Raw genomic sequence first — 21908 nt, forward strand, 5'->3', positions numbered from 1 at the left:
AATAGTTATTGTTGAATCATTATTGATAGTTACTACATAGAGAGATAGTAAGCTTTGCAAATACTGATGAAAATTTTTACAATAATAGTTCATGTTGTGCTGTTATAAGTTACTGAATGTGTAGTGTATTTAACAAGAATGTTAGTGAAGGACTTGTTCTGCAAAGTTGAATTGTATTATTATTTGTATTGCTAATAAATAGTGAATGTTACAAAAAACTAATGAGAAAACTGTTATAGAAATAGTTAGTATTGATTTGTGATTACTACATGGATAGTGAATTTTATAAAGTACTGATTGAAAGGTTTTAGTAGAGTTGTGTTTGATAAGATATCTTAAGTAAGGTGAAAAGGTATTTATGTGAGTGACTTATTAAATGTATAGTATTTATTTTTAAATTTATTGCTGTTTTTTAACGTTATTGGAAATGTGTGTGATAATTAGTTTCCTTATGTTGCTTATTAAACGGTAGCTGAAAGTAAAGTATCATTTATGATCTGAAGTGAGGTATAATACATTTTATTTCTTTATATAGAGAATATAATGTATTTATGTTTTTAATACGAATGTTTTTATTTCAATGTTAATATGCTGTGATGTAGTTTAGCTTGTGTAATTATATTTTTATATATTAAATGGAATTTATATTCTCAAACAAAGGTGTTTTATATGAAATGGAATGATATTGAAAGTATTGCCATGTCTTTGGAAGATCATTACCCTAAACATGATATATTTGATACTAGGTTTACAGATTTGCGTTTAATGATTTTAGGATTGCCAGACTTTGATGATGATAAGAATGGTTGTAATGAGAAAATTCTAGAATCTATACAGTTAGCTTGGTATGAAGAACGTAAAAATAAATAGATTTTTATTTGCACTTTCAATAATGGAATAATTATTTGTTATATATAAAAGTTAGCTCTTGTTTGAAATTTGGGATAACTGTAACTTTGAGTGTAGTGTTGTCTTTTAAAATAATCGTTCCATGATATGGTTCGGTAACCTGTTTAAATATTTCATACTGTTGTTGACATATTAAATCTAGTTTTTCTTTGTCTAAAAGGTTACTATCTTCATATATTTTTTGTAAAATACTTGAATAATTTGGATTAGTATCTAACCATGAAGAGTTTAATTGCCAAAGTTTTGTGAAAATTTTGTTGTAGAATATAATTGATCCATCCCTATTATATATTGCTACAGCATTCGGCAGATTGTTTAATAGATTTATCTGTAAGGTAGTATAGTTTTTAAGTTCTTGAGCAAAATAGTTGAGTCGAGTTATATCTTCTCCATACCCAATAAATTCTGTAAAGTTTTTTATGGGAATTTCTATCATGTTATATAGTTTTCTTTCATTATTAATGATAGCATATTGTACTTTTTGATTTGTTTTGTTGTTTTTTTTGCCAATGAGCTGTGAATTTTGTTCTATGTCTATGATATTATGTTGTACAAGTTCTGAGTAAAATGAGTTATGGGTCTTGATTTTAAAATCTTTGTCTCTTTTCCATAAGGGATATGGTATATTATTTAATATGTCAGTATAGTTTAGTAAGTTTTCTTTTAATGTTGTGTTTTCGTATTCTAAACTTGTTATCGCTAATTTATAGTTTGTTATATTTTGTACCCAAAGCAATACGCCCATTATTTGTCCATTGTTGTCAACTATACTTTGTCCATAACAAGTACAGTATATTTCTGTGTCTTGGCCTTTTAAATCTATAGTAAATGATTTATTAACTTTTTTTGCTTCAGCAAATTTTTTTTGTAGTTCTTTTGATTCTTCAAAAAAATCAGCAAACTCGTCAAAAGAATAAAAGACTGTATTGAGTAGAATTTGTAAATTGGGTGAGAATCTTTCGATGCGTCGCTTTTCATCCCAAAGATAGAATCCATCTCCCAAGGTCGATAATAAACTGTTAATAAGATTACTGTTGTGTTTTAACGCACAAATATTAACGTTAGCGCGATAATAGGCATTTATTAATAAACCTAGAACAAATATTAATAAAAAAATGGTAACGTAAATAAACATAATAATGTATCTTCTTGAATTTATTGTGATTTTGTAAAACTCTATACCAAAGATGTGTATAGAAATAAGCTACCAAGCATTTTAAATCCTAGTCTCTTATACAAGTTTACAGAAGGCTTCATGCATTGAGCTACAGCATAAGAACAATTATATTGTTTTTTTGCTATTTTAATTCTTTCTAATACCATTTGACTTGCTATTCCTTGATTACGATATTCTGAAAACACACCATCACTATACAATCCAACAACTTTGTCTTGTACATACATTCCACATATGCCCACTTTAATATTGTTGCACTTCACTAGGAAGAATTTTAATTTTGAATTATTAATATCATGGTGATTGGCTAACCCTCTTAAAAAAGTTGTAATTTCGTTTTGTTGACTGTAAAATATTTTTGATGCACTTTTATCCAGTTCTAATAATTTCTCTTCATTGTTTACTATGTCTAGCGTAATGTTTGGGCCTTTTGTAGGTGGAATGATATAGTTTTCTATGTTTGCAATTGCTTTTTTTGGAGGGCTAACACTTACTAATCCTAGTTTTTCAAGAGTTGATTTTAACTTTTTCATGTGTGATTCTACTGGCCAAGTTGCATCAATTTTTCTTTTTTTTAGAAATTCTAAAACCTCTATTATATTTTTTTCATTGCATTCAGTTGTATTATCATAAAAGGCAAAATTGAGTAATGAACTCTTACTATCATTAATAGTAAGTGTAATGTTTTGAAAATGATGAATTTCTAAGTTTGATACTTGCATTGTATGTATCATGTAATCTTTTAAGTTACTTACTACCAAAGAAGAAATGTGCCCGTTTTCCACTCTAAGTACCTGTTTTGATAATAATAAATGTAGTGCATATAGAAGACATAATACCTGCAAGAACATCATCTAGTATTATGCCGGGAGTTCCAGATATTCGCTCAATAATGTTTATTGGCCATATTTTTGTGATATCGAATATTCTAAAAAATATAAAACTGATGATGAATATTTTAATGTAATGTAATGTATATACAACATGAAATGTTTGAGGTATGTAATGATAATACCTGAAAAAAAATATGGGAAGAGAGAAAGCTATTGATTGTCCGATAACTTCGTCTATTACAATTTCTTTAGGATCGATTTTATTTGGGTAATCTAATAAATATTTTGGGATTGCAAGGCATCCTAAAATGGTTATCAATGTAATGATTAGTATACCGAATAAGTTGCTTAATATGACAGCAGGAAAAAGCAATACTGTAGCAAAGCTAGCAACAGTTCCTGGTGCTTTAGTTATATTACCACAACCAAACCATGTAGCTACCGTCATATATAATTGCATGCCACCTCTACATGAAAAACAAATAAATTAACTCTACAATAAAGCACTTAAACTATATATTAAGTAGCAAGCTTAAACTTCTTATACAAAAGTATAGGTGTATAGTTATCAGTGTTTTAACCAATGATCGTTTACAGGATACTTACGACAAGGAGAATCACTGTTTACTGAATTGATACATGGGCTTTTAATTCTACGCTCTCTTTTTGAAAAGGTTATACAACTGGACACAGTACACATTAGTACGATAAGAAGAAGAATTTTTAATAATCTCATGTGATATCACCTTGCAGCATGAAAACTCCATAATTATGCTAATCTAGCATCAACTTTATTGTATAATTGATAGTGTTAATAGTCAAGATTACCATATTGAAAAAATATTAAATTGCTTTAATCTAAAAATGAGCATTTTATGTTAATACAATATTAATAAATGATAATAGAAGAGTTTTGTGTATTTGAATTTGACAAAAAAGCGATCGAAGTTTAGTCTAATTGCTCAGAAGTAGTAAATCTTAAGGTCCCGTAGCTCAGTTGGTAGAGCAATTGACTCTTAATCAATGTGTCGTGTGTTCGAACCACACCGGGATCACTTCTTGAAAGTTGATGATGTTTATAATATAGTTAAATGATCGTTGTTATAAGGATAGTATAATTAAATGCTTATATATAATATCTGCGTTATACTTGATTATAAAATCTTGAGAATTGTATCATAGATGTCTATAATTTAGTGTTTGATTATTTAATTGGTATTGTAGCGGTGATTTTTGAGCGGATATGGCGGAATTGGTAGACGTGCTAGGTTTAGGTCCTAGTAAGATAAAACTTGTGGGGGTTCAAGTCCCTCTATCCGCACTTTAGGGATCGGTAAAGGTATTTAATATGCTTGATTGTTATGTAGTTAAAGAAGTTTCACATGATAAATTGAAAAGGGAGTATGAGTTTGTTATTGATAAAAAATATTTTTTAGATCAGCTAGATTCTAAATTGTCAGAAATTGCTAAGAATGCAAAAGTACCTGGATTTAGGATGGGTAAGGCTTCTATTGATTTAGTCAGGAAAGAATATTTAAGTGATGTTATGACTGATGTAGTGAGAAAGACTATTGAAAGTACATCTTCTGATTTTGTAAAAAGTAATGAATTTGGTGAAATAATATCCTCAAATATTGATATTGTTTCTTATCCTAACTATTACTCTGATAATAACAATAGAGAAGAAAATTTAGTTTATAAGCTAAGTTTTGAAGTTATGCCTGAAGCTCCATTGATGGATATTGATAGTATAGTTTTAAATGGTATAGAAGTTGATATTCAAGAATCTGATGTCAGTGAGTTTATAGAAAATTTAAAAAAGCAAAGACCTAATTTTGTCATGGTAAGTGATGCAGAGTATGCTGTTCAAGAAGGTGATAAGGTAGTTATTGATTATCAAAATAAAGTTAAAGGGAAAATTTTAAGAGGTGGTAGTGCAAAAGATTTTGCATTGGTAATAGGTAAAGGTGTAGCTTTAAAAGAATTTGAAGATCAGTTATTGGGTATGAAGGTTGGAGAAACAAAAAGTTTCCCTTTGACGTTTCCTGATGATTATGGTGTTGCATATCTTGTTGGTAAGACTACAGACATGTCGGTTGTTGTTAAAAGTATATATGTTGTAAAAGATGTTCAAGATAATGAATCTGTAGCGAAGGATTATGGGTTTAAAAGTGTTGGTGAGATGGAAGATTTTGTTAGAAAACAAATAGGGCAACAATTTGACCAAATGATTCTTACCATAATGAAGAAAGAGTTATTTGATTATATGGATAACACATACTCTATAGATGTTCCAGAGTGTGTTGTAAAGCAAGAGATTACAAAGATAAATAAAGAAATACTTGATTCTGGTGAAGATATAAAAATTGATGTAGAAAAAGAAGCAATTAGGCGAGTAAAGCTTGGTATGTTGCTAATAAAGATATCTCGTCATAATAATATTACTATTAGAAATGAAGATGTGCTGGGCTTTATAAAAAACAATTATACGGATTATGGGGTGGATATTAATAATGTATTAAAAATGCTTCAGTCTAATAAAAATTTTGCCAATTATATTAGTGGGAAAGTACTTGAAGATAAGGTGATTAACTATATAATAAAGCTAGTCAAGAAGGATAAGAATATTATGACAACTAAAGAAATAAGCCTTATGTTTGAGAATATATAGTTGTAAAATTATATAGTATATACTAATTTAATACTGCGTTTATTACTGGTTATAAAGAAGAGGAGATGCTATGACTTTAGTGCCTATGGTAGTTGAGCAAACTAGTCGAGGTGAACGTGCATATGATATATATTCACGATTATTAAAAGAAAGAATAATCTTTATAACTGGGCCAATAGAAGATCAGATGGCAAGCTTAGTGGTTGCACAGCTTGTATTCTTGGAAGCTGAAAACCCAGAAAAAGAAATATGTATGTATATTAATTCCCCAGGTGGTGTTGTGACAGCAGGGTTATCAATATATGATACTATGCAGTACATAAAACCCAAGGTATCTACATTATGTTTGGGGCAGGCTGCTTCTATGGGGTCTCTGTTATTGGCTGCTGGAGAACCAGGGATGCGTTATGCACTTCCTAATTCCAGAATTATGATACATCAGCCTTCAGGTGGTTTTCAAGGTCAGGCAACTGATATAGAAATACATGCTAAAGAAATCTTGGATATTAAAAGTAGGCTTAATGATATTTACGTAAAACATACAGGAAGAAATTTGCCGGAAGTTGTTGCAAATATGGAGCGTGATAATTTTATGCGAGCTGAGAAAGCTAAAGATTTTGGTATTATTGATAAAGTTATTGAGAAGCGTCTTGATATTGAGGAGAGTAATTAATATTGGAGAGATATGCCAGATAATGAAAAAAATTCTTGTAGCTGTTCTTTCTGTGGAAAGGTTCATAGTGAGGTACGTAAATTAATTGCTGGGCCATCAGTTTTTATTTGTAATGAGTGTATTGATTTATGTAGTGGTATACTACAGGAAGAGGGTAGATCTTATAAAAAGATGGATACCCTTGATTTAAAACCAAAAGAGATAAAGAAAGTTCTTGATGAATATGTTATAGGTCAAGAACATTCTAAGAAGGTTTTATCAGTTGCTGTATATAATCACTATAAGCGTTTATCGAACTCAGGTGTTATTAGTGAAGTTGAGATTTCCAAATCAAATGTTTTATTGATTGGGCCGACTGGATCTGGAAAAACTTTATTAGCTCGTACTTTGGCTAGGGTTTTGCAAGTTCCTTTTGCAATGGCTGATGCTACAACTTTAACAGAAGCAGGCTATGTTGGGGAAGATGTAGAGAATATATTATTGAAGTTGTTGCAAGCAGCTAATTTTAATGTTGATGCAGCACAACGTGGTATAATTTATATTGATGAGGTGGATAAAATATCTAGAAAATCTGAAAATACTTCTATTACTCGTGATGTATCTGGTGAAGGTGTACAGCAAGCTTTATTAAAAGTTATAGAAGGTACTGTTTCTTCTGTACCACCTCAAGGTGGTAGAAAACATCCACATCAAGAATTTATACAGATAAATACTGATAATATTTTGTTTATATTTGGTGGTGCATTTGATGGATTAGATAAAATTATAGAATCTCGTCATAGAGGTAGTAGTATGGGATTTGAAGCAAATGTACAGAAAGTATCAAAGAACAAAGACATTTTTTGTTATACAGAACCAGAAGATTTAGTGAAATTTGGTTTAATTCCGGAATTTGTTGGTAGGATTCCTGTGATTACGTCTTTAGGTGAGCTTGATGAAAGTACTTTATGCCGTATTTTAGTTGAACCAAAAAATTCTTTAGTAAAACAATATAAGAAACTTTTTGAAATGGATAATATTAATCTGCAGTTTGATGATAGTGCATTGTCAGAAATTGCAAAAAAAGCTGCTGTAAGAAAAACTGGTGCTAGAGGATTAAGGGCTATTTTAGAAGCATTATTGCTTGATTTAATGTTTGAAAGTCCTGGTGATACTGGTATTAATCAAGTAGTGATCAGTAAGAAGATGGTTGAGGAATTAATGGTAAGCTCGCACTTGTTTTTAAAACATTAAAGGTATTATATGAAAAATAAAGCTTTACTACCGGTACTCACATTGCGTGATACTATAGTATTCCCTCAGGTAATAATACCATTGTTTGTTGGAAGAGAACGATCTATTAATGCTTTAGAATATGCTGCTCAGCACAATAATTGCAAAATTTTATTATTGACCCAGATTGATGGTTCAGTTGATAATCCTACTGCTGATGATTTATATAAGGTAGGTACAGTAGCGGAAATAGTGCAGTTATTAAGACTGCCTGATGGTGCAGTGAAGATTCTAATTAAAGGAGAAAATAGAGCTAAAGTAATAGATATTGTTGAAGATAATATGTTTTTCAAAGCAAATGTCTCTGTTGTATATGAAGGTGATTTGGTAATCGATGATAAACTTGAAGCATTAAAAAGATCAGTATTAAGTGAATTTGATAGCTGGAATAAGTTGAGTAAAAAAATACAAGCAGAAGCTGCAGCATCAATTTATGATATGAAAGAGTTAAGTAACTTGGCGGATGTTATAGCATCTCATTTAAGTATAAAAATTTCAGATAAGCAGGTAATTCTTGAAACATTCAATGTTACTAAAAGGTTAGAAAAAATATATGATTTCTTAAAATTAGAAATTAGTGTATTAAATGTTCAGAAAAAAATTCGTAATCGTGTTAAGTCTCAATTTGAAACAACTCAGAGAGTTTATTACTTAAATGAGCAATTAAAAGCTATACAAAAAGAATTGGAAGAAAGTGATAGTTCAAGTGTAGATATAGATTCTGCTAGTGAATTTGAAAAGAGGATAAATTCTACTCCATTGTCTGATGAAGCTAAAGAACGTCTTACTGCTGATTTAAAGAGATATAAAAAAATGAATTTTATGTCTCCTGAGGCGAATATAATATCTAGTTATCTTCATTGTGTACTTGATTTACCATGGGGTAAATATTCAAATGCAAAAATTAATATGAGTAATTCCATAAAAATATTAGATAATAACCATTATGGAATGCATAAGATAAAAGAAAGAATATTAGAATTTTTGGCTGTTTTAAAGCGTCTTAAAAAGCCTAAAGGGCCTATATTATGTTTAGTTGGGCCTCCTGGTGTGGGGAAAACTTCTCTTGCTAGATCAATTGCTGAAGCAACAGGTAGAAATTTTATACATATGTCTTTAGGTGGGATACATGATGAATCTGAGATAAGGGGGCATCGTAGAACTTATGTAGGTGCAATGCCAGGTAAGATTATTAAAGAAATGAAGAAAGCAAAAACGTGTAATCCTTTGTTTTTATTAGATGAAATAGATAAGATAGGATCTGATTTTCGTGGTGATCCTACAGCTGCATTGCTTGAAGTATTAGATCCTGAGCATAACAAGCATTTTGTTGATCATTATATAGAAGTAGAATTTGATCTTTCAAATGTTATGTTTATTGCGACAGCGAACACTTTAAATTTAAGTAAGCCATTGATCGATCGTATGGAGATAATCAATATATCTGGATATACAGAAAATGAAAAGCTAGAAATTGCCAGGACACATTTAATTCCAAAGTTGTATAAAGATCATGGGCTACAAGAGAAAGAATGGAGTATTTCTGATGATGCAATATATCACCTGATAAGAATGTATACTAGAGAAAGTGGTGTGCGGAATTTTAAAAGGGAAATTGCTAATCTTATGAGAAAGGCAGTGAAGGAAATACTGATTAACAAAGAAGTAAAAAGTATTGCTATAGACATGGATAATATTGAAAAATATGCAGGTGTAAGAAAGTTTACTTTTGGAATGATAGAAAAAGAGAATCTAGTAGGTATGGTAACAGGGTTAGCATATACTGATTCAGGTGGAGATATTCTAACAATAGAATCAGTTTTGATGTCTGGTAAAGGTGAAGTCAAATACACTGGTAAGTTAGGTGAAATAATGCAGGAATCTGTTAAAGCTGCATATAGTTATGTACGTTCTAGGTGTTTAAGTTTTGGAATAAATCCTAAGAAATTCTTAGAAAATGATATACATGTTCATGTTCCTGAAGGTGCGGTTCCAAAGGATGGACCATCTGCAGGCGTAGCTATGTGTACTTCAATTGTATCATTGATGACTCATATTCCAGTAAAAAATACTGTTGCTATGACTGGTGAGGTGACTTTGAGGGGAAGAGTATTACCTATTGGTGGTTTGCGTGAAAAATTATTAGCTGCATTAAGAAGTGGTATAAAGACAGTAATATTACCATCTAGAAATGAAAAGGATATAGTAGAAATTCCAGATAATATTAAAGAAGGGTTAGAGCTAGTTTTTGTTTCTAATGTTGATGAAGTAATTAGTGCAGCATTAGCTAATCAAGTTGTTGATATTGTAAAACAGGATCATATTGTAACACAAGATATGGTTGAAATAGATGATTTAGATGCAATACAGCATTAGATTTAGGTAAGTTTTGTGCTGTTAAGAGAGTGAAGTGTTTTTGCTAGTTTTTTAGTTAAGCATCTTGTATTTCTAAATATTAGTACTGCTACCTTTATGTACTTAAGAGTATTGTAAATTTTTGTATGCAAAGTGCTAATGCTTCAGCACTGATAGGATTGTAGATCTAATCTAAAAATAATTTGCAAATTGAAAGTGCCATTTAGTAGTAAGTCAGTTGTGATTTTTCTAATCTAGCTTACCTATGATCTTTTGTTGTGACTTTGACAAATATTTTTATAGTCTTTGATATTACACCAAAATTTATCGTAAATATATTACAAGCAGCTATTGCATGTTTGTATTTATTATCTTGTGATCACCTTGTAATAAATAGAATGGGAAAAGTAATTCCTCAACATTATTAAAAAAATATCTAGTCTATTTTCATCTACAAAACTAATCAATACCTCATTATCCTCAAATTTAAGAAAGGTGCTGAGTTAGCATTACGCTGTTTGCATTATTTCTGTGTATTCATTTAGCAATAGAAGCTATGTTGAAGATAATTCTTCAAAATTATTTTGAAAAAATATTTTATCTATTTCCATCTGCAAAACTAGTTAATACCTCTCATTACACACAAATTTATAAAAATACTGAATTAGTTGTTAGGTTGTATACATTATTGTTTAGGTGTTCATTTTAGTAATGAACACAATGTTAAAAATCATTCTTCAACTCAATACCTCCTCTATAATAGCTACTAGCGCACTGGAATTGTACAGAATTGAATAATGTTAGTGTCTTGTATGTATTGTAGAGATAATTTTATGTATTAAATATAGTGTGTTGAAGCAATATCAATCATTGTTATGTTAGTATGATATTTTAGGCATTAATCTCTATTAATAGCAATTTTGTGTTTGCATATGTTGTTTAGTAAATAAAGAAGTGTTTTATATGATGTGAGATTAAGTTATGTGTTAGTGTGCTATTAATAAAGAATAGATAATTTGTAAGTGTTATTTATTATGGAATGTACATTTTGATGTGATGTCTGATATATATTATTTTAGTGGTATCATGATGATATGTATATTTCATATAGGTATTAAATACAGCGTAGTGTATTGTTGAAACAATAATTTGTATACTGATATTTTGTTTTAAATCAATAAATGGTTTTATTGTATTCAATTTTATGTGATTAAGTTGAAAATGTGTTGTTGTGAGGTAATGTCTTCTAATATTTAGAGAGAGTGCCTTGTAAAATTATGGTATTTTTTTGATAAGCTTATAAAATTGAATGTTTATATAAGTTGTGTTGTGATTAGTATGTGAAATATAATTATGTTTTTAATAATCATAGCGTCAACTTTTTATTGTAAATTACTGTAGTATATGGTAAATAAATCTATTGGCTATGTTTAGGGGCTGTAGCTCAGTTGGTTAGCAGCGGGTCGCTCATAACGATCAGGTCGTAGGTTCAAGTCCTACCGGCCCCACTTTATGTACTTCTCTTGAAGTTAGTTCTAAATTTACATAAATTTCTTTAAAAATATAGTATTTACAATGTATATCTTTCTTGTGGGTTAAATTGACTTTTATACAAGTTCATATCTTTATATTATTTAATGTTAGTAATAAATTAGTGTCTAACTTGCTTTGTATATACATTTGATGTAAATATGCTGTGTATCACTGAATATGTTTTACTATGAAGATAATATTTATGGGTTCTCCTGAATTTTCTGTATCAGCACTTTCTTGTCTTTTAGAGGATGGGTGTCATAAAGTTGTTGCTGTGTATACAAAAATTCCTAAGCCTGCTGGAAGAAGAGGTAGAATACTTACTAAGACACCTGTTCATATTATTGCAGAGCAAAATAATATAGAGGTTAATACACCAAAATCTTTAAAACATGATGGTGAACAAGAGAAGATTTTATCTTTGAATCCTGATGTTATTGTGGTTGTTGCATATGGGTTAATTATTCCACAGGGTGTGTTATCAATCCCTAAGTATGGATGTATAAATATACACCCATCTCTATTACCAAAGTGGCGTGGTGCGGCACCTATACATTATGCAATTTTATCTGGTGATGATAAAACTGGAGTTACTATTATACAAATGAATGAACAATTGGATGAAGGTGATATTTTATTGCAAAGGGATATTCCTATAGATGAGCAAGATAATATTGATACTTTGAGTAAGAAACTCGCTCATTTGGGAAGTTCAATGTTAATTGAAGTGTTGAATAACATTGATAATTTAGTTCCCGTTAAACAAAGTAGTGATGATGCGACATATACTAATAAAATAATAGATTTTCGTATAGACTTTAATGAAACAGCTGATGTTATATGTAGAAAGGTTAGAGCTTTATATCCTAGAGCTTTTTTATTGTTTAATGGAAAAAGATTAAGGATATTAAAGGCTAGTTATTATTCTGATAGCAATGTGCAAGGTTTAAACCCTGGTGTAGTTGTTAATTCTCGTATGAATATTAAATGTAAAAATAGTGTTTTAGTACCGCTTGTAGTACAGATGGAAGGAAAAAATCCATGTGATATTGATGATTTTATACTTGGTTATAATGTCTTAAATGGTTCTGTTGCTTAATATAACTGTGTAATGTGAAAAAAATATGCATGTTTTATGATGTGTTAGTAGTATGTACTGTAACACTTTATCTTTATGTGAATTTTATATATTAGTTTTGTATTAATTAAATACTGATCTTTAATCAGAAAATGAAATAGTGTTGTATTGTGTTCATAGTTGGCTATGCTCAATTGACAGTGTTACCTTTATAAAATATATTAGAATATATTTGAATGTTAAAGAGAAACCTGATATGGGGTATGTTGTTTCAACTTTTTATCGTTTTATACACTTATCTAATTATTATGATATTCAACCTGTATTGAAGGAGTTTTGTGTACAGCATGATATAAAAGGTACTATAATTTTATCTGAACAAGGAATTAATGCTACAATAGCAGGTGATCAGAGTGCATTAAATCAGTTTTTCTCTTTTCTGGATCTGGATGATAGATTAAAAAACATTCAATATCATAAGAGTTTTTCTATGCATAATCCTTTTTCTAAAATGAAAGTTAAATTAAGGAATGAGTTGGTCCGTTTAGGTATTGAAAATTTTGATAATTCCGTCTGTGGAGAATATGTTAGTCCGCAGGATTGGGATGATTTAATTTCTAAGTCTGATGTTTATACTATAGATACTAGGAATACTTATGAAATTAACTTTGGAAAATTTGAAAATGCGATAAATCCTCAAACAGAATGTTTTCGTGATTTTCCAGAATGGGCTGTCTCTTGGGCATCTGATAAAATAGAGCAAGATCCTATTATTGCAATGTATTGTACAGGTGGTATTAGATGTGAAAAAGCTACAGCTTTTATGAAGAATTTAGGATTTAATAAAGTATATCATTTGAAAGGAGGAATATTAGAGTATTTTAAAAGTACTAAAAATGCAAAAAATCTTTGGAAAGGTGATTGTTTTACTTTTGATGATAGGATTGTAGTTGACGATAATTTAGTTCCTGGAAGTGTGAAATGTATTTCATGTGATGTTCATGTGACGCGAGAAGAAATGAAATCTGTAACCCGAGGTAATGTATTATGCTTCTCTTGTAGAGAAGTTGCAAAAGTATAAGTTTTTTACTTAGTAGTGTAACTTGATTCATGTCTTCTATGATATTTAAAAATGTTTTAATAGTAACAAAGCTTGATATACTGAGGTTTCACTAATTAGAAAACTATAGCTTACTATAAAAGTTTTTTGTAAGTTTTCTTATCAAGTTGGTAATAAATATTAGTGTTGTTATTGGGTTTTTTATAAATCATATTAGTCAATTGCTTCATAAGCTTGTTCTTTAGTAATGTGTAGTTAGAAGTGTGTGAGTAATAAGAAAATTTATCGTATAATGCATTACTAATTAAGTACCGCTGTGGTTTACTATCAGTATTTTTTATAAGTTTTTTTATTTTACTTTATTATTGGGTTTTTATACTGATATTAATCTCTAGCTCATCATAGTTGATGTTGCTTAGTATTTAAAAGATATATAAGATAATATTTTAATGAAAAGTTTATAATTTAGAATTACTTGTTTTGTACTTTGTATATATAATTAAATAAGACAGGTTTTTTGGATAAGTCTTTTATGTTCTACTAATTGCCTTTTTTATATGAACACTTCTGTCATTTTAAATTTACATTTAATTTCTGATTCTACATGTGAAACTGTTGCTGCGGTTGCTAGATCTGCATTGGAACACTTTAGATCTATCGAAGTGAATGAGTTTGTGTGGTCATTCATTAACAGTTGTGAACAGATAGATAAAATCATGTCATTGATTGAACATGATAAGTATAATTTTATCATGTATACAATGTTTGATGATGATATAAGAAGATATTTAAAGCAAAAAGCTGAGGTGCAAGAAATCCCATGTATCCCTGTATTATCGCGTGTTATTAGAGAACTGTCCTGTTACTTACATATTAAAAAAGATCCGTATGTTAATACTAGTATAGGATTAGATGATGAATATTTTACACGTATAGATGCAATTAACTATACTGTTGCACATGATGATGGGCAGAATCTTTGGGATATAGATAAAGCTGATATAATTATCTTGGGTGTTTCTAGAACTTCAAAATCTCCTACTAGTATATATCTAGCTTATCGTGGATATAGGGTAGTAAATATACCATTAGTAAACTCTATTAACTTATCTGTAGATTTATCAAATATGAAAAATAAACTTATTGTTGGTTTGACTATTGATATTGATAGATTAATAGAGATAAGAAAAACGAGGTTAGTTTCTATGAGAAATCAAAACAATTATCAGTATGTTGATTATGAACATGTATTAGTTGAGATTAAAGAAACGAAAAGAATATGTATGCAGAATGGCTGGCCTATTATAGATGTTACACAAAAATCTGTTGAAGAAATAGCTGCAACGATTATTCAGTATTTTAATAAAATGCAACATTAGTAATAGATATTTTATTTGTATCAAATTGTATAGGAGTATTATATAGCAATGCTTCTTCTAACAATAATATTATGTTTCCCATATTTTCTGCAATGATTATACATGTAATGTTGAGTGCATTTAAAATTTTATATAGGATAGTAGACTTTATATTTTATTATGGTAATACCTTAAGGTATCAATGTGATTTAATATAATTTATTGTTATGAATATATTGGTGTGATATTTAATTATTGATACACATGGCATAGGGTGGCATATAGATCTTATGTTTGTGTTAAGTGCATGTGCTTGCATTAATAGCAATGGATTAATGTATAGATCTACATTTCTGTATAAACTCATGTGTAGCCTCAGCTGGGTTTTTACTATTTAAAACTGCAGATACAACAGCTACACCATTTACTCCAGTTTCAATTACTAAATCAGCATTTGACAGATTAATACCACCAATAGCCACAATACTAGAACGTGAGTTTTTTACCCAATAACTTAGTAAATCCACACCTTGTGGCATAAAATCCATATTCTTTAATGTAGTTGGAAAAATAGGTCCAAATGCAATATATGAAGGACGTAGATATCTAGCTATTGCTAATTCATGATAGCAATGAGTACTAATACCTAACCTTAACCCTGCATTAAATATTTCATTAAAATTTGCATCTTTTATATCTTTCTGTCCTAAATGTACACCATAAGCCTTATATTTGATTGCAAGTTGCCAATAATCATTAATAAATAGCTTTACATTATTTTGATTTGCAAGACGCACACCTTCTTTTATTTGGTTTTCTGTATTTTCTATAGGTTCATCTTTAATTCTTAATTGTACTACTTTAACTCCTAAATTAATCACATACCTTAGCCAAAACAAATCTGGTACTATTTGATAAAACCTTATGGGATTGATTATAGCAGGGAAATTTTTCTCAAGCTGATCATCTTTGTCAAGTATAATATCGGGAAAACATTGCTCATCTAAAAAACTAGTGTTTCCAACAGATTGATTAGTACGAGCCCTAGCTATAACTAGAGTATCTTTCTGAAAATCCAAAGGATTTAAGCATTTACTTTCTAATGTATATGCCTTTTTATATTCAAGCAAAAATTTTGCATTGTCATTATATGATTTACTATTATATGAAAGCCATAGTCCTTCTTGTCCATTAAAGTAATAGTCTAAGCATTTATTGTTACTTTTATTTGCGACATTAATGGCATATATACTTTTCTTCTTTATAGAGTACAATAACCCAACACTTTTAGTGATGTCGTCAATGTTTTTCAATTGTGAAGTATGACTATAATGTATTAAATCATCCTTATCTATAATGTATATTTCATCGCATTCAAACATAAGATCTATGTGCCAACTATATATAACTTTTGTATCAATAATTAAATATCGCTTATACGCAGTATATTCTATAACAGTAAATGTACTAAGTTACATTGATGTCTCAAGTTATTACCACAATAAAAATATAAGGTCTACTATCTTACATAAAACTTTAAATGTACTCAACATTACATGTATAATCATCACAGCAAATTATGGAAATGTATAATATCTATTATTAGAAAAAGTGTGCTTATGTAATATTCTTGTACAATTTGACATAAAAAAATGTTTATTACTAATATTGCATTTTATTAAAATACTGAATAATAGTTGCAGCTATTTCTTTAGCAGATTTTTGTGTAACATCTATAATAGGCAACCGTTCTGTATACGTATTCTTTGTGTTTCTTTAATCTTGACTAACACGTGTTCATAATCAACATATTGACAATTATTTTGATTTCTTACAGAAACTTTTTTCTTATCTCTTTTGGTATATCAATTGTAATTGTTAATGGAGATATGATTTTAGTGGTTTGTAAAATTTTAGGAAGATTAATTCTAATATTATTGAATCATCAAAACTTATTGGTAGTAGTTATTTTATTGTGATAGTGATTAGAAATTACTATATTAATGATAATTATTAAAATTTTTAATACTTGTAGAGTGTGATTGTTGTTTAAAAATGATGTAGGTAATAATACTGATGCTAAGGTACTGTTTGTAATTCTTAATGCTTATTAATTCAGTATTTTTGGCTTTATAATGTTTTAATTTAATATTTTTTATATGCTGTAGTTGTTCATGTTACTTTTGTATAAAACTTGTTTGATATTTGCAATACTTTGGTACTGCATTTAAAATTTATATAATGTTGCTCTTATCCATATTTATATAATGTTTGTGGTTTTAAATAAAATACATGCGTAATAAGATTATTCTTGTGTGCAATTTATTACACTGTGTTAATTTGTCTAATGCTAAGGCTTTATATAGAATACAGTATGTGTTTAATGTTATTATAAAAGGTTTTACTATTTGTCTTTTGTAAGTTTTACGTAAAGTGTTGACTATACAGATTTATTTAATGATTACAATACTTATGTGCTGAATTTAAAATTTATATGATTTAAATGTGATAGCATTTTAAAAATTTGTTACTTATACTCTTTACTAAATTATATGATGTGTTTAAATGTTTTGAGCAAAATTATACTTGATTATGCTCACGTTATAGTGTTCTAACATAAAATATCACTGTTGATGGATATGAGTTTTGCTTATTCTTTTTTGTGTTGTTCAATTGATGTATTATTTGGTGATATGTCAACTTGAATGCTAGAGATTGTATGACCACTCTTCTTGAGTATTTTAAATGCTAACCCGTATAATAAAAACTCTTCTCCTTCTTCAGGTATACGTTCAACTTCATATACAATTGCTCCTGCTAAAGTTGATGCTTCTTCATCAGGTAGATTCCAACGTAATTGTCTATTGATATCTCTAATGGAAGTGAACCCATTAATATGATATATGTTTTCAGAGATTTGTTTTATTGGAGCTTCTGTTGTGATGTCGTGTTCATCTGTAATATCTCCTACTATTTCTTCAATAACATCTTCTAATGTTACTATTCCTTGTAGGGCTCCGTATTCATCTATGACTAAAGCAAGATGCTTCCTATTTTTTAGAAAGTTGTGAAGCTGTACACTTAATAAAGTTGTATCTGGAACAAACCATGGCTTTGTCATTATTCTATGTATGTCTTTTTGAGTGATGCTCTTACCCTTTTCTCGTATTAGTGTTATTACATCTTTGACATGTACTACTCCTATGATTTGATCTTCTTGGTTTTTCCATAATGGTATTCTGCTATGGGGGCTTGCTATTATTTTTTTTATTAGATCATTTATATTTGTGTCTATATTAAAAGCTAATATATTTTTTCTGTGTGTCATTACTTGTGAAATTTCTGTTTCTGCTAAGTCTAATATGCTACTTAACATGTTTAAGTCTTGTTTAAGCATAGTTCCTTTGCTATCATGTAATGATATTAAATTTCTCATAGCTTCTGCTGCTGAGATAGTTTCTTTATCCTTATGCATACCTAAAATTTTTAAGATAAAGTCTATCATATATTGTATTGATAGTGTTATTGGAGATAGAATCAATACGCAAAATGATAGCGGGCACGATATAAGTAAAGCTATCTTTTCTGGATTGAGTATTGCGTAACTTTTTGGTAATGCTTCAGAAAATATTAATATAAAAAATGTCATGATGACGGTGGAAAATAGTATTCCTTGTGGACCTAAAATTTCAAAAAAAATTGCTGTTGCAATAGAAGAGGCAGTGATATTTATGATAGTGTTACCTATCAATACAGTATTAATGACAAGCTTTTTCTTTTGACTTAGTGTGTTGATTATTTTGGCTCGTTTGTTACCCTGTAACATTAACCTATGTACAAGTGAGCTACTGATTGAAGTAATACTTGTTTCTGCGGCAGAGAAAAATGCAGATAAAATTAATAGTATAAGTATACTAAGTATTGAAGTTACTAACAAACCCATCTAGGATCAAATATTACGGTAAATTTTATATAATAAATAATACTATTGAGTTTTTCAAGTTGAATTTTTCTCTTTTGATTGACTATAGTTTTAGTGTATTGTACACTCAAAGTTTCATATTAAGAGAGCTATTACTTTATGCATCCTTTAGTGTATTTGCTTGATACATTGTTAAGTATTTATAATTTCTCTTTGATGCTATGGATAATACTAAGCTGGTTGATATTTTTAAATATTGTAAATAGGTATAATGAAATTGTTAGTAATGTCTTTTTATTATTATCTAAATTAGTGTCTCCTGCTTTAGGTTTTGTAAGAAAGATTTTTCCTTTTACTGTTTCGTGTAGTTTTGATCTTTCTCCTCTTATATTGTTGATATTTATTAATTTTGTGAGATATGCTTTGCGTTACTATTTTGGGTAAGATAGTTGTGAGTATGAAGTCTATACTAAATAAAACATTTTTCTATTTAAAAATATTTTTACTGTCTTTTATTACAGCATTTATCTCTTTATCAATTTTTACTTATCACTATGATGATTTATCTTTCAATATAGCAACTGATGCTTCTGTAAAAAACTGGGGTGGAGTTGTTGGGTCTCATGTAGCTGATATTTTGATACAAATATTTGGAGTAGCGAGTTTTGTACTCATTCCTTTGATGATTTTTTATGTTGTTAATGTTTTCTATTGTGTTAAGCGAAACCTTGCTTTGTACTTGGTTAGTAGTTTAATCACTGTAATTGGTGTCAGCGGATTGGTATCTTCTTTTAAGGTTATGTATAAATATCATTATGGTGGTGTTTTAGGTATTTATTTTCAAAGTTGTCCAGTAATTGTTTTGCTTCCTATGATAGTAATGGGTGTTGTTGGTGTTATTGGTTGGCAGAAAATTCTATATCTTTATGATTTGTTGTTAGATGTACCTAATAGAATAATGAATCGTGTTGATAATGTTAATAATTCTGTTGTAAAAGAGAAAATCCCTGAAAACGTAGGGCAAATTCAAGAATTTTATGATGTGGAGGAAGATTTATTAAGTGAAGAGGAAGAGTTAGAAGACGATTTAACAGATGAATTTACAGAAGATTTTGCAGAAGGCTTTACAAAAGAACTGACAGAAGAATTAATGGAAGAATCAGTCCAAGAATCAGTGGGTGAGTCAGTTGAGGAGTTAATAGAAGAATTGGATTCTGCAGATGAGGAAGAATTAGATTTTCATGCTGAAGAAGAAGATGAAGAGGATCATCAAGAAATTGATGATAATGATCAATATGATGATGAAGAGGAAGAAGGTGATGAATATGATGATGAGGAGGATGAAGAAGACGATTACATTGAAGATGAATATGATGAAGAAAAGGTGGTTGATAATACACCTCAAGTGAATTTTCAGGTGAAACCTCAAGAGATGAATCCTTCTATAAATACTCAGATAATTAGAGAAAAAAAAAAGAATAAAGAATTTATTTTACCTAGTGTTGATTATTTATCTAAACCTAATCCAATAAATCAAAGAAAATTTCATCCAGATGATAATGTTGCTAGTTTGCTTGATAAGGTACTTAAGGATTTTTCTATACATGGAAAAATAGTTAATATTAGGTATGGTCCTGTAGTAACGTTATATGAGTTTGAACCATCTGCTGGTACTAAGTCATCCAGAGTGATAGGGTTGTCTGATGATATTGCGCGTTCTATGAGTGCATTGTCAACTCGTATATCGGTTATTCCTGGTAGGAATGTTATGGGGATAGAGTTACCCAATCACTACAGGGAAATAGTAATGTTGCGTGATTTATTCGAAAGTGCACAGTATAGAGATTCTAAACTTAAATTGCCTATAGCTTTAGGAAAAGGTATAGATGGGGAGGTAGTAATAGCTGACCTAGTTAAAATGCCGCATCTTCTTATTGCTGGTACTACAGGTTCTGGGAAATCTGTGGCAATTAATACTATGATTTTATCTTTGGTTTATAGTTTGACTCCAGATCAATGTAAAATGATTATGATTGACCCTAAGGTTTTGGAGTTGTCTGTTTACAATTCTATACCGCATTTATTAACTCCTGTAGTGACTGAATCTAGAAAAGCCATTGCTGCTTTAAAATGGGTAGTGAGTGAAATGGAAAATAGATATCGTCTTATGTCTGATGTTGGAGCGCGTAATATTGTTGGTTATAATGATAAAATTAAAGAAGCGATTAGTGAAAATAGGACTTTGGAAAAAATATTGCAGACTGGGTTTGATAAAGAAACAGGAGAGGCGATTTTTGAAAAAGTGGTAATAGAACCTCGGGTTTTTCCTTATATAGTAGTTATAGTAGATGAGATGGCAGATCTAATGCTTGTCGCTGGGAAAGAGATTGAATCTTCAATACAAAGATTATCTCAAATGGCAAGAGCTGCTGGTATTCATATAATTATGGCAACTCAACGTCCTTCTGTTGATGTAATAACAGGGGTAATAAAGGCAAATTTTCCAACGAGAATTAGTTTTGCTGTAACATCGAAGATAGATAGTAGAACTATTCTTGGTGAGCAAGGAGCAGAACAGTTGCTTGGTATGGGAGATATGCTATATATGGTATCCGGTGGTAGAGTAATACGTGTTCATGGAGCTTTTGTAAGTGATAATGAAGTACAGGATATAGTTGAGTATTTAAAGTCTCAAGGAACTCCTGAATATATAGAAGGTATTACTCAAGTTCAGCAGGATTATGATTATTGTATGGATGATAATTTACCTGAACGGGATGATGAGTTATATCAACAAGCAGTGTCGATAGTAATGAGAGACAGAAGAACGTCTGTTAGTTATATACAAAGGCAGTTAAGAATAGGCTATAACAGGGCTGCAAATTTAGTAGAACGTATGGAAAGAGATGGTGTCATTGGTATTGCAAATACTGGTAAAAGAGAAATACTGCTTGAATAATTTTGTGATAAAAAAGGATGATATTATCTACAATTATGAAGCTATTGTATAAAATTCAGTTTGTTGTAAATATGTAGTAAAGCTTCAGAGTAATAAGTACATAAGAGT

General features: G+C 29.6%; 15 protein-coding genes, 3 tRNA genes and 1 pseudogene. 13 read left to right on the forward strand and 6 right to left on the reverse strand.

The features are described from left to right. Window positions 1-669 precede the first annotated feature (669 nt). The gene (gene iscX, locus DRF75_RS01640; RefSeq protein ID WP_045170847.1) at window positions 670-870 is read left to right on the forward strand and encodes a Fe-S cluster assembly protein IscX; all 201 of its coding nucleotides are present in this window, start codon (window positions 670-672) and stop codon (window positions 868-870) included. A gap of 31 nt (window positions 871-901) precedes the next feature. On the opposite strand, the gene DRF75_RS01645 is transcribed toward iscX, so the two are convergent. From DRF75_RS01645 to DRF75_RS01655, 3 genes are read right to left on the reverse strand one after another with little or no spacing between them, the layout of a single operon-like run. After that, a complete protein-coding gene (locus DRF75_RS01645; RefSeq protein ID WP_045170848.1) occupies window positions 902-2044 on the reverse strand; it encodes a hypothetical protein in 1143 nt (380 codons plus the stop codon). 41 nt (window positions 2045-2085) lie between these two features. Beyond that, window positions 2086-2871, reverse strand: a complete 786-nt coding sequence (locus DRF75_RS01650) for a GNAT family N-acetyltransferase (protein ID WP_045170849.1) — start codon at window positions 2869-2871, stop codon at window positions 2086-2088. 1 nt (window position 2872) lies between these two features. Continuing rightward, on the reverse strand, window positions 2873-3367 hold the full coding sequence (locus tag DRF75_RS01655; protein ID WP_235424711.1) for a phosphatidylglycerophosphatase A family protein: 495 nt from the start codon (window positions 3365-3367) through the stop codon (window positions 2873-2875). Window positions 3368-3901: 534 nt separating this feature from the next. On the opposite strand from DRF75_RS01655, the gene DRF75_RS01665 reads away from it, so the two are divergent. From DRF75_RS01665 to DRF75_RS01710, 10 genes are all read left to right on the forward strand, one after another. Further along, window positions 3902-3974, forward strand: a tRNA-Lys gene (locus DRF75_RS01665). Window positions 3975-4156: 182 nt separating this feature from the next. Beyond that, window positions 4157-4240: transfer RNA gene (locus DRF75_RS01670), tRNA-Leu, on the forward strand. Window positions 4241-4267: 27 nt separating this feature from the next. Further along, the gene (tig, locus tag DRF75_RS01675) at window positions 4268-5590 is read left to right on the forward strand and encodes a trigger factor (protein WP_045170851.1); all 1323 of its coding nucleotides are present in this window, start codon (window positions 4268-4270) and stop codon (window positions 5588-5590) included. Between the two features lie 70 nt (window positions 5591-5660). After that, window positions 5661-6263, forward strand: coding sequence for an ATP-dependent Clp endopeptidase proteolytic subunit ClpP (clpP, locus tag DRF75_RS01680; RefSeq protein ID WP_129992551.1), 603 nt, complete (start codon window positions 5661-5663; stop codon window positions 6261-6263). Window positions 6264-6275: 12 nt separating this feature from the next. Further along, a complete protein-coding gene (gene clpX, locus DRF75_RS01685) occupies window positions 6276-7496 on the forward strand; it encodes an ATP-dependent Clp protease ATP-binding subunit ClpX (protein WP_045170752.1) in 1221 nt (406 codons plus the stop codon). 9 nt (window positions 7497-7505) lie between these two features. After that, on the forward strand, window positions 7506-9911 hold the full coding sequence (gene lon / locus DRF75_RS01690) for an endopeptidase La (protein ID WP_045170753.1): 2406 nt from the start codon (window positions 7506-7508) through the stop codon (window positions 9909-9911). A 1412-nt stretch (window positions 9912-11323) separates the two neighbouring features. Then, window positions 11324-11398 (forward strand) — tRNA-Ile (locus tag DRF75_RS01695). A gap of 212 nt (window positions 11399-11610) precedes the next feature. Then, on the forward strand, window positions 11611-12522 hold the full coding sequence (gene fmt / locus DRF75_RS01700) for a methionyl-tRNA formyltransferase (protein ID WP_045170754.1): 912 nt from the start codon (window positions 11611-11613) through the stop codon (window positions 12520-12522). A gap of 235 nt (window positions 12523-12757) precedes the next feature. Further along, window positions 12758-13582 carry an oxygen-dependent tRNA uridine(34) hydroxylase TrhO gene (gene trhO, locus DRF75_RS01705; protein WP_045170757.1) on the forward strand — a complete coding sequence of 275 codons (825 nt, stop codon included), beginning with the start codon at window positions 12758-12760 and terminating at the stop codon, window positions 13580-13582. A 536-nt stretch (window positions 13583-14118) separates the two neighbouring features. Then, window positions 14119-14940, forward strand: coding sequence for a pyruvate, water dikinase regulatory protein (locus tag DRF75_RS01710; protein WP_045170755.1), 822 nt, complete (start codon window positions 14119-14121; stop codon window positions 14938-14940). A gap of 311 nt (window positions 14941-15251) precedes the next feature. On the opposite strand, the gene thiE is transcribed toward DRF75_RS01710, so the two are convergent. From thiE to DRF75_RS01720, 3 genes and pseudogenes are all read right to left on the reverse strand, one after another. After that, window positions 15252-16301 carry a thiamine phosphate synthase gene (thiE, locus tag DRF75_RS01715; RefSeq protein ID WP_129992552.1) on the reverse strand — a complete coding sequence of 350 codons (1050 nt, stop codon included), beginning with the start codon at window positions 16299-16301 and terminating at the stop codon, window positions 15252-15254. 280 nt (window positions 16302-16581) lie between these two features. Beyond that, window positions 16582-16760, reverse strand: a pseudogene (locus tag DRF75_RS05145) (kinase/pyrophosphorylase); the annotation flags it as partial. Between the two features lie 809 nt (window positions 16761-17569). Then, window positions 17570-18862, reverse strand: a complete 1293-nt coding sequence (locus DRF75_RS01720) for an HlyC/CorC family transporter (protein ID WP_045170777.1) — start codon at window positions 18860-18862, stop codon at window positions 17570-17572. A 138-nt stretch (window positions 18863-19000) separates the two neighbouring features. Here DRF75_RS01720 and DRF75_RS01725 point away from each other — a divergent pair, with 138 nt between their 5' ends. Both DRF75_RS01725 and DRF75_RS01730 read left to right on the forward strand, forming a co-directional pair. Next, complete coding sequence (locus tag DRF75_RS01725) at window positions 19001-19285, forward strand: YggT family protein (protein WP_045170778.1); 285 nt, start codon at window positions 19001-19003, stop codon at window positions 19283-19285. A 13-nt stretch (window positions 19286-19298) separates the two neighbouring features. Beyond that, window positions 19299-21800 (forward strand): FtsK/SpoIIIE family DNA translocase, encoded by a 2502-nt coding sequence (locus tag DRF75_RS01730; protein ID WP_235424708.1) that lies wholly within the window; start codon window positions 19299-19301, stop codon window positions 21798-21800. The last annotated feature ends 108 nt before the right edge of the window (window positions 21801-21908 follow it).

This window comes from Ehrlichia minasensis (genome assembly GCF_004181775.1).
GTDB lineage: Bacteria > Pseudomonadota > Alphaproteobacteria > Rickettsiales > Anaplasmataceae > Ehrlichia > Ehrlichia minasensis.